General features: G+C 76.3%; 13 protein-coding genes. 10 read left to right on the plus strand and 3 right to left on the minus strand.

What is annotated here, in order from left to right; all coding sequences use genetic code 11:
* The first annotated feature begins 118 nt into the window (after positions 1-118).
* Genes EDJALFJO_RS02445 through EDJALFJO_RS02455 form a run of 3 tightly spaced genes read left to right on the plus strand, consistent with a single transcriptional unit; the run spans position 119 to position 5,554 of the window.
* Entirely contained in the window at positions 119-1,774 is a 1,656-nt protein-coding gene (locus EDJALFJO_RS02445) for an ABC-F family ATP-binding cassette domain-containing protein (protein WP_088281861.1), read from the plus strand.
* On the plus strand, positions 1,771-3,981 hold the full coding sequence (locus EDJALFJO_RS02450; protein WP_088281863.1) for an ATP-dependent DNA helicase RecQ: 2,211 nt from the start codon (positions 1,771-1,773) through the stop codon (positions 3,979-3,981). Before EDJALFJO_RS02445 ends, EDJALFJO_RS02450 begins: the two co-directional genes overlap by 4 nt.
* Positions 3,982-3,994: 13 nt before the next feature.
* Positions 3,995-5,554: an ATP-dependent DNA ligase gene (locus EDJALFJO_RS02455; protein WP_088281933.1), complete on the plus strand. Its 1,560-nt coding sequence runs from the start codon at positions 3,995-3,997 to the stop codon at positions 5,552-5,554.
* Positions 5,555-5,606: 52 nt separating this feature from the next.
* Here the strand turns inward: EDJALFJO_RS02455 and EDJALFJO_RS02460 are convergent, their stop codons facing one another.
* Entirely contained in the window at positions 5,607-5,834 is a 228-nt protein-coding gene (locus EDJALFJO_RS02460; RefSeq protein ID WP_088281865.1) for a hypothetical protein, read from the minus strand.
* A gap of 101 nt (positions 5,835-5,935) precedes the next feature.
* Here EDJALFJO_RS02460 and EDJALFJO_RS02465 point away from each other — a divergent pair, with 101 nt between their 5' ends.
* Genes EDJALFJO_RS02465 through EDJALFJO_RS02480 form a run of 4 tightly spaced genes read left to right on the plus strand, consistent with a single transcriptional unit; the run spans position 5,936 to position 9,598 of the window.
* Positions 5,936-6,676, plus strand: a complete 741-nt coding sequence (locus EDJALFJO_RS02465) for a phosphatase PAP2 family protein (protein WP_088281867.1) — start codon at positions 5,936-5,938, stop codon at positions 6,674-6,676.
* On the plus strand, positions 6,673-7,494 hold the full coding sequence (locus EDJALFJO_RS02470) for a phosphatase PAP2 family protein (protein ID WP_088281869.1): 822 nt from the start codon (positions 6,673-6,675) through the stop codon (positions 7,492-7,494). The genes EDJALFJO_RS02465 and EDJALFJO_RS02470 overlap by 4 nt, the downstream gene beginning before the upstream one ends.
* Positions 7,491-8,579, plus strand: coding sequence for a diacylglycerol kinase family protein (locus EDJALFJO_RS02475; protein WP_198949934.1), 1,089 nt, complete (start codon positions 7,491-7,493; stop codon positions 8,577-8,579). Before EDJALFJO_RS02470 ends, EDJALFJO_RS02475 begins: the two co-directional genes overlap by 4 nt.
* Complete coding sequence (locus tag EDJALFJO_RS02480) at positions 8,576-9,598, plus strand: YihY/virulence factor BrkB family protein (protein WP_088281871.1); 1,023 nt, start codon at positions 8,576-8,578, stop codon at positions 9,596-9,598. The genes EDJALFJO_RS02475 and EDJALFJO_RS02480 overlap by 4 nt, the downstream gene beginning before the upstream one ends.
* 11 nt (positions 9,599-9,609) lie before the next feature.
* On the opposite strand, the gene EDJALFJO_RS02485 is transcribed toward EDJALFJO_RS02480, so the two are convergent.
* The gene (locus EDJALFJO_RS02485; protein WP_143448248.1) at positions 9,610-10,611 is read right to left on the minus strand and encodes an alpha/beta hydrolase; all 1,002 of its coding nucleotides are present in this window, start codon (positions 10,609-10,611) and stop codon (positions 9,610-9,612) included.
* 69 nt (positions 10,612-10,680) lie between these two features.
* Here EDJALFJO_RS02485 and EDJALFJO_RS02490 point away from each other — a divergent pair, with 69 nt between their 5' ends.
* Positions 10,681-11,076, plus strand: a complete 396-nt coding sequence (locus EDJALFJO_RS02490; RefSeq protein ID WP_088281875.1) for a hypothetical protein — start codon at positions 10,681-10,683, stop codon at positions 11,074-11,076.
* Positions 11,077-11,111: 35 nt separating this feature from the next.
* Here the strand turns inward: EDJALFJO_RS02490 and EDJALFJO_RS02495 are convergent, their stop codons facing one another.
* Positions 11,112-12,953, minus strand: a complete 1,842-nt coding sequence (locus tag EDJALFJO_RS02495) for a diguanylate cyclase (protein WP_088281877.1) — start codon at positions 12,951-12,953, stop codon at positions 11,112-11,114.
* Between the two features lie 207 nt (positions 12,954-13,160).
* On the opposite strand from EDJALFJO_RS02495, the gene EDJALFJO_RS02500 reads away from it, so the two are divergent.
* Positions 13,161-13,589 (plus strand): pilus assembly protein CpaE, encoded by a 429-nt coding sequence (locus EDJALFJO_RS02500; RefSeq protein WP_088281879.1) that lies wholly within the window; start codon positions 13,161-13,163, stop codon positions 13,587-13,589.
* A 42-nt stretch (positions 13,590-13,631) separates the two neighbouring features.
* Positions 13,632-14,699: a phosphotransferase family protein gene (locus EDJALFJO_RS02505; RefSeq protein ID WP_088281881.1), complete on the plus strand. Its 1,068-nt coding sequence runs from the start codon at positions 13,632-13,634 to the stop codon at positions 14,697-14,699.
* Positions 14,700-14,704: the final 5 nt, after the last annotated feature.

Genomic DNA, 14,704 nt, shown 5'->3' on the forward strand with positions numbered 1-14,704 from the left:
GTTACTAGCGCGTATGACCCAGTAATCGGGTCATACGCGCTAGTAACTCGGGGGGTTGGGCGGGTCTGTGGATAGTGGGGAGGGGGTTGTCGGGGTGCGCCGGTAGCGTCGTCGCATCATGAGTGCCACCCTCCTCGCCCGAGACCTCGCCGCCGGCCACGGCGACCGCACGCTCTTCTCCGGCCTCGACCTCGTCGTCGCGCCCGGGGACGTCGTCGGTCTCGTCGGTGCCAACGGCGCCGGCAAGTCGACCCTGCTGCGGCTGCTCGCCGGTCTCGGCGTGCCCGAGCAGGGCACGGTCAGCCTCTCGCCCTCGTCGGCGACCGTCGGGCTGCTCCCGCAGGAGCCCGAGCGCCGGCCCGGCGAGACCGTCGCGGAGTTCCTCGCGCGGCGCACCGGGGTCGCGGCCGCGCAGACCGCGCTCGACCGGGCGTCCGAGGCGCTCGCCGACGGCAGCCCGGTGGACGGCGTCCCCGCGGACGACGCGTACGCCCTCGCGCTCGAGCACTGGCTGGCGCTCGGCGCCGCGGACCTCGAGGAGCGCGCCGGTGAGGTGTGCGCCGACGTCGGCCTCGGGGTCGACCTCGCGACGCCGATGACGGCGCTGTCCGGCGGGCAGGCCGCCCGGGCGAGCCTGGCCTCGCTGCTGCTGTCGCGGTACGACGTCTTCCTCCTCGACGAGCCGACGAACGACCTCGACCTCGACGGCCTCGACCGGCTGGAGCGGTTCGTCACCGGCCTGCGCGCGGGTGTCGTGCTCGTGAGCCACGACCGGGAGTTCCTCATGCGGACGGTGAACCGGGTCGTCGAGCTCGACCTCGCGCAGCAGCAGGTCCGGGTCGTCGGCGGCGGCTACGCCGCGTACCTCGAGGAGCGCGAGATCGCCCGCAGGCACGCGCGCGAGGAGTACGAGGAGTACGCCGGCCGGGTCTCCGACCTCGGCGAGCGCGCCAGGATGCAGCGGGCATGGATGGAGAAGGGCGTCAAGAACGCCCGCCGCAAGGCGCCGGACAACGACAAGATCGGCCGCAAGTTCCGCACCGAGGCCACCGAGAAGCAGGCCGCGAAGGCCCGGCAGACCGAGCGGCTCATCGAGCGGCTCGACGTCGTCGAGGAGCCCCGCAAGGAGTGGAAGCTCCAGATGGAGATCGCGGTCGCGCCCCGTGCGGGCGCGGTCGTCGCGACCCTGCGGGACGTCGTCGTCCGGCGCGGCGGGTTCACCCTCGGGCCTGTCACGCTCCAGGTCGACTGGGCGGACCGGGTCGCCATCACCGGACCGAACGGGTCGGGCAAGTCGACGCTGCTCGCCGTGATGCTCGGCCGCCTCGCGGCCGACGAGGGCACCGCCGCTCTCGGCCCGGGTGTCGTCGTGGGCGAGGTGGACCAGGCCCGGTCGCTCTTCGCCGGCGAGGTGCCGCTCATGCGCGCCTTCGCCGACCAGGTGCCGGACTGGCCGGACGCCGAGGTCCGCACGCTGCTCGCGAAGTACGGGCTCAAGGCCGACCACGTCATGCGCGCCGCCGCCAGCCTGTCTCCGGGCGAGCGCACCCGCGCGGCGCTCGCGCTGCTCCAGGCCCGCGGGGTCAACCTGCTCGTCCTCGACGAGCCGACGAACCACCTCGACCTGCCCGCCATCGAGCAGCTCGAGCAGGCGCTCGACTCCTTCCCGGGCACGCTGCTGCTCGTGAGCCACGACCGGCGCCTGCTCGACGAGGTGCACGTGACGCGGCGGTTCGCCGTCGACGCCGGCCGGGTCGCGCAGGTGCAGGCATGACGCCCGTCGGCACCGCCGCGCCCGACGACCTCGACGCGCTCCACGACGAGGCCAGGACGGCGCTGCGCCGGCTCGTCGGGCGCGACGACGTCGACTTCCGCGACGGCCAGTGGGACGCCATCGCCGACCTCGTCGCCCACCACCGGCGCGTGCTCGTCGTCCAGCGGACCGGGTGGGGCAAGTCCGCGGTGTACTTCGTCGCGACGGCCCTGCTGCGCGCCCGCGGCACCGGGCCGACGCTCATCGTGTCGCCGCTGCTGGCCCTCATGCGCGACCAGGTCGCCGCCGCCGCCCGGGCCGGGGTCCGCGCGGTGACGATGAACAGCGCCAACGCCCACGAGTGGGGCGAGGTCACCGCCGCGCTCGCGGACGACACCGTCGACGTCCTCCTCGTGAGCCCGGAGCGGCTCAACAACCCGCGCTTCCGCGAGGAGCTGCTGCCGGGTCTCGCGGCCCGGGCCGGGCTGCTCGTCGTCGACGAGGCGCACTGCATCAGCGACTGGGGGCACGACTTCCGCCCCGACTACCGGCGGATCCGCGACCTGCTCGCCGAGCTCCCGACGGGCACCCCGGTGCTCGCGACGACGGCGACGGCGAACGCCCGTGTCGTCGAGGACGTCGCCGAGCAGCTCGCGGTCTCCCGGCATGGTGTGGTCCGCGCCGACGCCCCGGCGCGGGAGCTCGCGGACGGCGGCGGGTACGCCGTCCGGACGCTGCGCGGCCCGCTGGCCCGGGAGAGCCTGCGGCTCGGGGTGCTGCCGCTGCCGAGCGCCGAGGAGCGGCTCGCCTGGCTCGCCGCGCACCTGCCCGACCTGCCGGGCAGCGGGATCGTCTACGCGCTCACGGTGTCCGGCGCCGAGGACGCGGCCTCGTTGCTCTCCGCCGCGGGGCACCGGGTGCTCGCCTACACCGGCCGCACGGACACCGCCGAGCGCGAGCACGCCGAGGACCTGCTGCGCCGCAACGAGGTCAAGGCGCTCGTCGCGACGAGCGCGCTCGGGATGGGCTTCGACAAGCCCGACCTCGGCTTCGTCGTCCACCTCGGGGCGCCGTCCTCCCCCGTCGCGTACTACCAGCAGGTCGGCCGCGCGGGGCGCGCGACCGAGCGGGCGGACGTCCTGCTGCTGCCCGGCCCGGAGGACCGTGACATCTGGCGGTACTTCGCGACGTCGTCGATGCCGCGCGAGGACCAGGCGTCCGCCGTCCTCGCCGCGCTCGCCGCGGCCCGCCGCCCGATGTCGACGGCGGCGCTCGAGACGGTGACCGACGTCCGCCGGACGAAGCTCGAGCTGCTGCTCAAGGTGCTCGACGTGGACGGCGCGGTGAACCGGGTGCAGGGCGGCTGGGTCTCGACCGGCCAGCCGTGGGTGTTCGACGCCGAGCGGTACGGCCGGGTCGCGCAGGCCCGGGAGCGCGAGGCGGCCTCGATGCTCGCCTACGAGCGGTCGTCCGGCTGCCGGATGCGCTTCCTCGCCGAGGCCCTCGACGACCCGGCCGCGGCCGACTGCGGCAAGTGCGACCGCTGCGTCATCAACGCCGGCGGGGTCGCATGGTTCCCCTCCGACGTGCCGGACGTCGCGCGGTCGGCCGCCCGGGACCGGCTGCGGCACGTCGGTGTCGAGGTCGCGCCGCGCGCGCAGTGGCCGTCCGGGATGGACCGGCTCGGGGTGAGCGCGAGCGGCAAGATCCCCGAGTCCGAGCGGGTCGGCGAGGGCCGGGTCGTCGCCCGGCTCACCGACCTCGGCTGGGGCAACCGGCTGCGCACGCTCCTCGACCCGAACGCTCCGGACGCCCCCGCGGACGAGGCGCTCCTCGGGGCCTGCATCGACGTGCTCAAGGGCTGGGGCTGGTCCCGCCGGCCGGTCGCGGTCGCCGCGGTGCCGAGCCGGCGCCGGCCCCAGCTCGTCGCCTCGGTCGCCCGGCACCTCGCCGAGCGCGGCCGGCTCGAGTGGCTCGGCCCGCTCGCGTTCGCCTTCGACGGGCCCACCGGGGAGCCCGGCGGCAACAGCGCCTTCCGGCTCGCCGGCGTCTGGGACCAGTTCGTCGCACCGGCCGCGATGCAGGAGGCGCTGGCCCGGCTCGACGGCCCCGTCCTGCTCGTCGACGACCTCGTCGACTCGCGCTGGACCCTCACGGTGGCGGGGCGGGCCCTGCGGGTGGCGGGTGCGGACGAGGTGCTGCCGTTCGCCCTCGCGAGCGTGGGGTGACGCGGTGACCGGGATGCTGCTCGCCGAGGTCGCCGCGACCTCCGAGGCCGTGGCCGCCGTGAGCGGCAAGAAGGCCAAGGTCGAGCTGCTCGCCGGGGCGCTGCGCGCGGCGACGGCGGCGGAGCTCCCGTCGGTCGCGGCGTGGCTGTCGGGGCAGACCCGGCAGCGCCGGCTCGGTGTCGGGTGGGCGGCCGTCTCGGCGCTGCTCGACGGCGGGCCGCCCGAGCCTGCGGCGGCGACGCTCACCGTCGAGGGGGTCGAGCGCGCCTTCGAGGCGCTCCAGGACGCCGGCGGCGCCGGGTCGCAGGCGGCCCGGGCGGCGCTCCTGCGCGACCTCGTGCTCGCCGCGACCGGGCCGGAGCGCCGGCTGCTCGCGGGCCTCGTCACCGGTGAGCTACGGCAGGGCGCCCAGGCCGGGCTCCTCCTCGACGCGATCGCGCTCGCCGCAGCCGTCCCGGCGGCGGCGGTCCGGCGGGCCGTGACGCTCACCGGGGACCCGGCGGCCGTCGCGGTCGCCGCCCTCGACGGCGGCGAGCCGGCGCTGGCGGCTTTCGGGCTGCGGGTCGGGACGGCGCTCTCCCCGATGCTCGCGGCGTCCGCCCCGAGCCTCACGGAGGCGTTCGCGAAGACCGGACCGGCCGGGGTGGAGTGGAAGCTGGACGGGGTACGGGTCCAGGTGCACCGGGACGGCGACGACGTCGCCGTCTTCACCCGCACGCTCGACGACGTGACGGCCCGGCTCCCCGGGCTCGTCGCCGAGGCCCGCACCTGGCCGGCCGGTCGGTTCGTCGTCGACGGCGAGGTGCTCGCGCTGCGCCCGGACGGGCGGCCCGAGCCGTTCCAGGTCACGTCGTCCCTCGTGGCCCGGCACACCCGTACCGACACCGAGCGACCGCTGACGACGGTCCTCTTCGACGCCCTGCACGTCGACGGCACCGACCTGCTCGACGCGGACGGCCCGACCCGGCGCGCCGCCCTGGCCACGGTCGCCCCGGCAGGCCTGCTCGTGCCCCGGCACGTCGTCGAGGACGCCGCCGACCCGGGCGAGGCCGCCGCGGCCGAGGCGTTCGCCGCCGACGCGCTGGCCCGCGGGCACGAGGGCGTCGTCGTCAAGGCGCTCGCCGGTGCCTACGCGATGGGGCGGCGGGGTGCGGGCTGGGTCAAGGTGAAGCCGCGGATCACCCTCGACCTCGTCGTGCTCGCCGCGGAGTGGGGGCACGGCCGCCGCACCGGGCTGCTCTCGAACCTGCACCTGGGCGCCCGCGACCCCGGCGGCCGGTTCGGCCCGGCCGGTGGCTTCGTCATGCTCGGCAAGACGTTCAAGGGGCTCACCGACGCGATGCTCGCGTGGCAGACCGAGCACCTGCGCGGCATCGAGCGCAGCAGCAACGGCTGGCGGGTCGACGTCGAGCCGACCCTCGTCGTCGAGATCGCCTTCGACGGCGTGCAGACCTCGTCGCGCTACCCGGCCGGGGTCGCGCTGCGGTTCGCCCGGGTCCTCGCGCACCGCCCTGACAAGCCCGCGGGCGAGGCGGACACCGTCGACACCGTCCTGTCGTACCGGCCGGTCTGACGCGTCGTCCCGCAGCCAGGGCCGGCGGTCCCGCCGGCCGGGCGACGGACGGTCAGGCCGGCTGGTCCCGGTCCCGCTCGCTGCCCGCGAGGAAGTCGTCGATGTCGTCGAGCCCCTCGGCGACGTAGCCGTGGAGCCGTGCGTGCCGCGGCAGCGGGGTGCGCGCGGCCTCCGGGGGCAGGTCGTCCGGGGGCAGCACGGCCAGCGCGCGGCGCCCCTCCTGCCAGAAGGCGTAGGCGCCGCCCACCACGAGGGCCAGCGCGAGGACGTCGAAGACCATGCCCACCACATCGGCGCGTGAGGGCCGCGACTTCAGTCGCCCGGCGCAGCGAGGCCATCTCGACGGGTGGACCGAGCAGCGGCCGGGGACCATCTGCGGTGATGTCCTCCGACGTGCACCCCTCCGACACCGCGCGCCAGAGCCGCCGCCTCGGCCTGCGGCTCGGGCTCGGCGCGGCGGCCGCCGTGCTCGTCACCGTGCCCTTCACGCTGCTCACCATCCTCGTGCTCGGCAGGTACGAGAGCCTCGAGCGCGCCGACCGGGCCGTCGCCGACGCCTTCCACACCCAGGTCCTGCCGCGCCCCTGGCTGGCCCGCACCTTCGACGTCCTCGCGACCGTCACCGACCCGAACACCTGGCGGGTCGTCGCGTTCGTCGTCGCCGTCGTGCTGTGGCGGCGCGGCCGGCGCCGGCTCGTCTACTGGCTCGCGACGACGATGGTCGTGGGCGGCGTCCTCGGCCCGCTCCTCAAGGAGCTCGTCGCCCGGGCCCGCCCGACGTTCACCGACCCGGTGAGCACCGCGAGCGGCTACTCGTTCCCCTCGGGGCACGCGCTGAACTCGATGCTCTTCGCGGCCGTCCTCGTCGTCCTCGCCCATCCCGCGACCCGCGGGGCCCGCCGGGTCCTCGTGTGGGCCGCGGCCGTCGCGATCGTCGTCGTCACCGCCGTCGACCGGCTCGCGCTCGGCGTCCACTACGCGAGCGACGTCCTCGCCGGGTGGGTCGTGGCGCTGGCCACCGTCTGCGGCACGACCGCCGCGTTCGCCGTGTGGCGCAGCCAAGAAGGCCTGCCGCCGTCCTCCCCCGAGACCGGCCTGGAACCCCCGAGGAGCACCGAATGACCTCCCCCGCCGAAGCCGCGCCACGCACCACGTGGCGCCACGTCCTGCCCCGGCTCGCCGGCGGCCTGCTCCTGCGCTGGCTCGCGATCCTCGTCGTGCTCGTCGGCCTCGGCCTGCTCGTGACGAGGATCGCCGAGACGGTCTGGCCGTTCACCGTCGAGGACGACGTCAACCGCGCCTTCGAGGACGCCCGCACCGCCGCCGGGAACACCGCGACGCTCTTCATGAGCGGCCTGGGCAACACCTCGACGATCGTGCCGCTGTGCCTGGTCGTGGCGGTCGTGCTGCGGCGCGCCCTCAAGCGCTGGCGCGAGTCGATCCTCGTCGTCACGGTCACGCTCGGGCAGTCGGTGGTCTTCCTCCTCACGACGCTCGCCATCGACCGCAACCGCCCCGACGTCGAGCAGCTCGACCAGTCGCCGCCCACCTCGTCGTTCCCGAGCGGCCACACCAGTGCGGCGATCGCGCTCTACACGAGCCTGGCGGTCGTCGTGCACCGACGGGTCCGCCCGACCTGGCTGCGCCGCCTCCTCGTGGTCGTCCTGCTGTGCCTGCCCGCGCTCGTCGCGACCGGCCGGCTCTACCGCGGCATGCACCACCCGAGCGACGTCGCGGGGTCGCTCGTCAACGCCGGGCTCCAGCTCTTCCTCGCCGACCGGCTTCTGCGGGCCACGCCGCTGCCGGACGACGGGGACGTCCCGCGGCACGGCGTCGCCGACACCCGGCCGGCCCTCGCGGCGTCCGGCCACGGCCGGCACGCCGACGCCCCCGGGGACGCCTCCGGGCAGCCGCACCGCACCCCGGGGGTGACCGCGTGACCGCCATCGAGCCGATGGACCCGGCGGTCGACCCGGCGGCGGCCGGGACGTCCACCACGCAGGTCGCTCTCATCCTCAACCCGGTCAAGGTGACCGACGCCGACGCCCTGCGTGCCGACCTCGCCGGCCGTTGCGCCGCAGCGGGTCTCGGCGAGCCGCTCGTCCTGGAGACCACCGAGGACGACCCCGGCTACTCGATGGCGCGGCAGGCCGTCGAGGCCGGCGCCCGGGTCGTCGCGACGGCCGGCGGCGACGGCACCGTGCGCGCCGTGGCGGAGGGCCTGACGGGCACCGGGGTCGCGCTCGCGGTCGTCCCGCAGGGCACGGGCAACCTGCTCGCCCGCAACCTCGGGCTCCCGCTCGACGTCGACGCCGCGCTCGACGCCGTCCTCGACGGCACCGACCGCCGGGTCGACGTCGGCCGTCTGGTGAACGGCACGGGCTCCCGCCCCGTGGAAGGCAACGGCTCCGACGAGGGCACCGTCTTCACGATCATGGCGGGCGCCGGCTTCGACGCGGCCATGATGCGCGAGGCCCCGGAGGGTCTCAAGGCGGCCGTCGGCTGGCCCGCGTACATCGTCGGCGGCGTCCGAGGCATGCGACGCTCGCACGCACGGGTCCAGCTGTGCATCGACGGCGGCCGGCCCGTGCAGGCCCGCGTCCGCACCGTTCTCGTCGGCAACCTGGGCAAGCTCCAGGGCGGCCTGGAGCTCCTGCCCGACGCCCGTCCCGACGACGGCCTGCTCGACATCGCCCTCGTCGCGCCCAGCGGCCCAGTCGGCTGGCTGCGGCTGGCGTTCCGCGGCCTGACCGGCCGGCACCGGAGCAACGACCGGACGCTGCGCACGTGGCAGGGCCGCGAGGTCGAGGTCGTCATGCGCCGGCCGCAGCCGCGCCAGGTCGACGGCGACCTCGTCGAGGACGGCGACCGGCTGAGCATCCGCGTCGAGCCGGGAGCGCTCGTCGTCCGGGTGCCGAGGGCGGCGCAGGACGCGATCGACGTGACCCGGCCCGCAGACGGTCCGGCCGAGGAGGGCCGGGGCCACGGCCCGCGCGGCGGTGTCGGGCAGGCCGGACCCCGGTGAGCACCGCCACCCGGGTCCCGGAGACGTCCCGGCAGGCGACCGAGGAGCTCTCCGCGGACGACGCGGCCGCCGTCCTGCGCCGGGTCGGCCGGGTGCACCTGCTGCGTGACTCGTTCCGCCGGTTCCGCTACGCCGACGGCTTCACGTCGGCGCGCGCCCTCGGCTTCCAGTTCGTGCTCTCGTTCGTCCCGCTCGTCATCGCGTTCGTCGGCCTGTCGTCGTCGATCCGGACCGAGAGCCTCGCCGAGGCCTTCCGCCGCACCCTGCTCGAACTGTCCCCCGGCAGCGGCACGGACGCCGTCACGCAGGCGCTCGACCGCGGCACCTCGGCCGACGGCAGCGGCGGCCGGGTGGCCCTCGCCGTCGGCCTCGTCACCGCGCTCGTGGCGCTCACGACCTCGATGGGCCAGCTCGAGCGCGCGGCCAACCGGATCTACGGCATCCAGCGCGACCGTCCCACCGGCCGCAAGTACCTGCGGGCGGCGCTGCTCGCCGTCGGCGGCGGCATCCCGGCGATGCTCGGGTTCCTCGTCCTCGTCGCGGGCGGCCGGCTGCTCGACAGCCTCGACGCCGTCTACAACTGGGGGAACGGGCTGCACACCGCGGGCGAGTGGGTGCGCTGGCCGCTCGGCGCGCTCCTCGACCTCGCCGCCATCACGGTGATCTTCCGCCACGCGCCGCGGCGCAAGCAGCCGCAGATGTCGTGGCTCGCGTTCGGCGCGGGGCTGGCGCTCGTGCTCTGGCTGCTCTTCACCGGGCTCTTCGCGCTGTACGTCACGTCGTCCGGCTCCTTCGGCGAGGTCTACGGCCCGCTCACCGGGATCGTCGCCCTGCTGCTGTGGTCGCAGCTGACGTCCGTCGCCCTGCTGCTCGGCGTCTCCTTCGGCGCCCAGCTCGAGGCCGTGCGGGCCGGCGTCCCCTCCCCCGTCGCCGTCGACCCCGAGGCGGCCGCGCACGCGGGCCAGCACGCTGTCGTCGTCCTCGCCCCCGAACCCCGCCCTGCCCCGCCCCGCGCGTAGCCCGGTCGGGGTCAGGGGGTGAAGATCTCCGTGAGGAAGGCGCTGATCTCGGCGCGGGCCTGGAACGCAGGGGCGCCGACGACGCCGGCGAACGAGACGAAGCCGTGCGGGACGCCCTCGTAGCGGGTGTAGCGGACCGGCACACCGGCCGCGGCGAGGGCGTCGGCGTAGCGGCGGCCGTCGTCGACGAGCGGGTCGTGCTCGGCGGTCTGGACGAGGGCCGGGGGCAGCCCGGCGTGCGAGGCCGCGAGCAGCGGCGACAGCCGGGGGTCGGTGCGGTCGCTCGCGCCGCCGGCGCCGTCCGGGCCGAGGTCGTGGCCGAGGTACAGGCCGAGGAAGCCGTGGATGTCGTCGAGATCGAGCACCGGGGCGTCGGCGAGGCGGCGGATCGACGGCGACGACAGGGTCGCGTCCGTCGCCGGGTAGATGAGCGCCTGGCCGGCGATCGCCGGGCCGCCGGCGTCCCGGGCGAGGAGCGCGACGACCGCGGAGAGGTTGCCGCCGGCGCTGTCGCCCGACACCGCGACCCGGGCCGGGTCGACGCCGAGCCGGTCGGCGTCGGCGACGAGGTCCGCGACCGCGGCGTAGCAGTCGAGGGCCGCGGTCGGGAACAGGTGCTCGGGCGCCATCCGGTACTCCACCGACGCGACGACCGCGCCGGTCGCGGCGGCGATCCCCGTGCACAGCCACGCGTAGCCGGCCGCGCTGCCGCCCACCCAGCCGCCGCCGTGCAGGTACACGAGCAGCGGACGGCGGCCCGTCGCGTCGACGCCCGGGCCCGCCGCGCCGTCCGGCCGGTAGAACGTCACGGGCAGCCGGACCCCGCCGTCCCCCGCGACGGTGCCGGCCGTCGTCCGCACGCCGCGCTCGGCCCGGCCGACGAACAGCCCCGTCAGCCCGGACGCCGGCACCGGCGTCCGGCGGGCGGCGAGCTGCTTCGGGGTCAGCGTCGCGACCTCGCCGCGGCCGAGATGGTCCAGGAGCCACGTGAACGCCCGCAGGCGCAGCCTCATCCGCACCCTGCCACCCTGGCGTGCCGCCCCGGGTGCGGCAAGCCGCCGGACGGCGGGCAGGATGGCGCCGTGTCCACGCTCGAGACGGTCCGCCTCTTCCTCCACGTCCTCGCCGCGACGGTGTGGGTCGGCGGCCAGCTGACCCTGCTCGCGCTGCTGCCCGTGCTCCGCGAGGTCGGCGGCGAGGCCCCGAAGAAGGCCGCCCGGGCGTTCCGCCGGATCGCCTGGCCGGCGTTCGCGGTGCTGCTCGTCACGGGCGCCTGGAACGTCGCCGAGCTCTCCGCGGAGGGCGAGGAGGGCGGTGGGGTGCTCGTCGCGAAGCTCGTCGCGGTCGTCGTCTCCGGGGGCGCGGCCTACGCGCACGAGAAGGCGGCGTCGAAGGCCTGGACCGGGATCTGGGGCGCGGTGGGCCTGCTCGCGACGCTCGTGGCGCTGCTGCTCGGCGTCGTCCTCGGCGGTCGGTAGCCGGCCCCTGGCCGACCCATGTCAGCCGGCCCGCGTCAGCCGACCGCGGCCGGGTCGTCCTCGGAGCGGCGCTGCTCCGGCGGCAGGATCGGCTCGCCCTCGCGGACGATCCCGGCCCCCTCGGTGCCGACGATGCACCGGTCGCGCCCGTCCCGCTTGGCGGTGAGCAGGGCGGCGTCGGCGACCCGGAGCTGGGCGGCGAGCGTCGGGCCGAGCGTCGAGTCGGAGATGCCGACGCTCACCGTGAACGTCGGGACGTCGGGGCCGACGACCGCCTCGGCGAGCGCCGCGCGCAGCCGTTCGGCGGCCTGCAGGCCGGCCTCGACGTCGCGGTCGGGGATCGCGACGACGAACTCCTCGCCGCCGTAGCGGGCGACGACGTCCCCCGTGCGCAGCGTGGCGCGCAGCACGTCGGCGAACAGGCGCAGCGCGCGGTCCCCGGTCTCGTGGCCGTACGTGTCGTTGAGCTGCTTGAAGCGGTCGAGGTCGGCGAGCAGGAGCGCGTAGCCGCGCCCGGACGCCGTCAGGCCGCGCAGCCGGTCCTCGAAGGACCGGCGGTTCTCCAGCCCGGTGAGGGCGTCGGTCGAGGCCTGCCGCTCCGCCCGCGCGAAGGCGCGCAGGGTGCCCAGCCGCGACCCGGTGCGCTCGGCGAGCACGCGCATGTTCTCCACGACCGCGTCGGGCGGGGTGCGCTCCGACGGCGAGGCCGCGTGCAGGACACCCAGCGAACGCCCCATGAACGCGACCGGGACGCACACCCCCGAGTGCGGGCCGTCGGGGCGCCCGCGCAGCCGCGGGCAGGCGTCGAGGTCCTCGCTCGAGGTGTGGACGAGGGTGCGGCCGGTCCGCACCGCCGGGCAGGCCCACGGCGAGTCCACCGGGCAGCACGCGGCGCCGGCGCTCTCGCTGACGGTCATCCGCGCGACGTGCGACTCGCTGGAGTCGGCGACGAGCAGCTCCATCGGGAGCGACGGGTGGACGACGGACATCGCCCGGGCGAGCACGGCGGACAGGTCCTCCTCGGAGTCGAGGTGCTCGAACGCCCGGTCGAGCCGGGCCTGGAACTCCTGGTGCGCCCGCTCCTGGGCCAGCCGCAGGAACGCGTTCTCGAGCTCCTCGGCCATGTCGTCGAAGACCCGCGCGAGGTCGCCGATCTCGCTCGCCTCGTCGCTCGACACCCGGGCCGTGAGGTCGCCGTCGGCAACGCTGCGGGCCACCCGGCCGAGCCGCTCGAGCGAGCGGACGGTCCGGTTCGCCACCCACCACGTGGCCGCGCCGACGCAGCCGAGGCCGACGACGGCCACGACGACGAGGAACCAGTGGAGGTGCTGGCGGCGGGCCTCGGCGGCCACCTCGGCGGCCGCGGCCCGCGCGTCGAGCTCGGTGCGCTGCCGGTCGACGAGCGTCTCCAACCGGCCGCTCGCGGCGTCGAACCGGGCCAGGTCGGCGCCGGTCACACGGCTCGCCGGCGTCGAGAGCAGGCCCTCGGTCTCCTCCGCGAGGTCGAGCGCGGCCCCGGCGACCGCGGCGAGCGACTCCTGCGAGACCCCGGAGCCCGCCGCCGACCCGGGCAGCAGGGCGGCCTCGCGGCGGATCGCCTCGAGGTCCTCCGAGTGCGCGACCCGCGGCGCGGTCGCGACCCCCGCGACGTGCGCGAGGACGTCGCCGCGCAGCGACTCGGACAGCTCGTCGATCGACAGCTCCGCGGCCCGGAGGGACTCGAGCCGGTCGACCTGCTCGTGCGCCGCCAGGGTCCGGGCGCTGCCCGCGAGGGCGAGCCCGCCGAAGACGACGGCCATCGCGACCCCGAACCCGGCGACGACGACCAGCCGTCGCCTCAGGTCCAGCCCCCGTCGGGGGCCCGGTCGGTGCACCACGTCCGTCAGCTCCGTCCCTCGGCGTCCGTCCCTCGGCGTCCCGGATCTCGTCGGCAGCCCGCTGCCGGCACCTGAGCGGCGGGTGCGCGCCGCTACCCGTTCGCCCCAGCGGCCCGTCCGCCGCAGCCGCCCGTCGCGGCCGCCCGTCGCGGCCGCTCGCAGACGCCACGGGTCGCCGTCCGGACGCCGCCGTGCCGACAATGGAGCGTGCTCACCGTCGCGACCGCCCGTCGCCTCGACCTCGCCGGCCTGCGCTGGACCCCGGCCCCCGGCGACCGGTTCGTCCTGCCCGACCGCGGCATGGACGAGGAGGTCTTCGTCATCTCCGACATGACGGTCGAGGTCCACCGGTTCCCGAACGCGACCGTCATCGGGTTCAACGGCACCACCGAGTGGGCCATGGACTCCGTCGAGCAGCACGAGGCGCTGTGGCTGCCCGCCGAGCACCAGCTCCGCGAGCTGCTCGGCGGGCTGTTCCGGGCGCTGCGCCGGGACGGCGACGGCTGGGCCGTCGTCCTCGCCCTGCCGGACGCCGAGACCGGCCCGCGCGAGCACGTCGTCATCGCGGCGAGCGCCGAGGAGGCGTACGGCCTCGCGCTCGTCGACGTGCTCGAGGACGTGGCCTCCCGGGTCTGACGAGACTCCCGGGCATGACGAGACACGGCTAGGGTCCGTCTCATGACCCCGACGCAGGACGCCGCTCCCCCCGACCCGCCGGGCGTCGACCTCGCCGCGCTCGCGACGTGGCTGCGCGGCACCCGGCCGGACCTGCTCGCGGACGCACCGCTGCGGGCGACGCTCATCGCCGGCGGCCGGTCCAACCTCACCTACCGGGTGGACGGCGGGCGCGGCCCCTTCGTGCTGCGGCGCCCCCCGCTCGGGCACGTGCTCGCGACGGCACACGACATGGGCCGCGAGTACCGGGTCGTCAGCGCGCTCGCGGGCAGCGCGGTCCCGGTGCCCGAGGCGCTCGCGCTGTGCGCAGACGATGCGGTGCTCGGTGCGCCGTTCTACCTCATGGGGCTCGTCGACGGCCGCGTCCTGCGCGACGCCGACGACCTCGCGGCGCTCTCCGCGGACGACGTGCGCGCCCTGGGCGGCGCCCTCGTCGACGTCCTCGCGGACCTGCACCTGCTCGACGTCGCGGCGCACGGCCTCGCGGACTTCGGCCGGCCCGACGGCTACCTCGAGCGGCAGGTCCGGCGCTGGGGCCGCCAGCTCGACTCCTCACGCAGCCGCGACGTCGCAGGCATCGAGGACCTGCGCGCGGGGCTGGCGGCCGCCGTCCCGCTGTCCCCGGCGCCGACGGTCATCCACGGCGACTACCGGCTCGACAACGTCATGGTCGCCCCGGACGACCTGCGCCGCGTCGTCGCCGTCCTCGACTGGGAGATGGCCACGCTCGGCGACCCGCTCGCCGACCTCGGGCTGCTCGTCGTCTACCGGAACCGGCCTTCGACCCCCGGCGACCCGGTCTCCGACGCGATGGCCGCGCCGGGCTTCCCGACGGCCGACGAGCTCGTCGCGCACTACGCCCGGCGCACCGGCACCGACGTGTCGGACCTGTCCTGGTACGCGGCCCTCGGCTTCTTCAAGCTCGCGGTCGTCCTCGAGGGGATCCACTACCGGTTCGTCCAGGGCCAGACCGTGGGCGCCGGCTTCGACCGGATCGGCCTGCTCGTGGAGCCGCTCGTCGCAGGCGGCCTCGCCGCCCTGCGCCGGGACGAGATCCCGGCGCAGGGCTGAGCGGG

It is taken from the genome of Kineosporia sp. A_224, assembly GCF_002198655.1.
Taxonomy (GTDB): domain Bacteria; phylum Actinomycetota; class Actinomycetes; order Actinomycetales; family Kineosporiaceae; genus R-H-3.

What these genes read in the sequence shown, in the direction of transcription:
- EDJALFJO_RS02445 (WP_088281861.1), top strand. Translation starts at nt 119, where the DNA reads ATGAGTGCCACCCTCCTCGCCCGAGACCTCGCCGCCGGCCACGGCGAC.
- EDJALFJO_RS02450 (WP_088281863.1), top strand. Translation starts at nt 1,771, where the DNA reads ATGACGCCCGTCGGCACCGCCGCGCCCGACGACCTCGACGCGCTCCAC.
- EDJALFJO_RS02455 (WP_088281933.1), top strand. Translation starts at nt 3,995, where the DNA reads ATGCTGCTCGCCGAGGTCGCCGCGACCTCCGAGGCCGTGGCCGCCGTG.
- EDJALFJO_RS02460 (WP_088281865.1), bottom strand. Translation starts at nt 5,834, where the DNA reads ATGGTCTTCGACGTCCTCGCGCTGGCCCTCGTGGTGGGCGGCGCCTAC.
- EDJALFJO_RS02465 (WP_088281867.1), top strand. Translation starts at nt 5,936, where the DNA reads ATGTCCTCCGACGTGCACCCCTCCGACACCGCGCGCCAGAGCCGCCGC.
- EDJALFJO_RS02470 (WP_088281869.1), top strand. Translation starts at nt 6,673, where the DNA reads ATGACCTCCCCCGCCGAAGCCGCGCCACGCACCACGTGGCGCCACGTC.
- EDJALFJO_RS02485 (WP_143448248.1), bottom strand. Translation starts at nt 10,611, where the DNA reads ATGAGGCTGCGCCTGCGGGCGTTCACGTGGCTCCTGGACCATCTCGGC.
- EDJALFJO_RS02505 (WP_088281881.1), top strand. Translation starts at nt 13,632, where the DNA reads ATGACCCCGACGCAGGACGCCGCTCCCCCCGACCCGCCGGGCGTCGAC.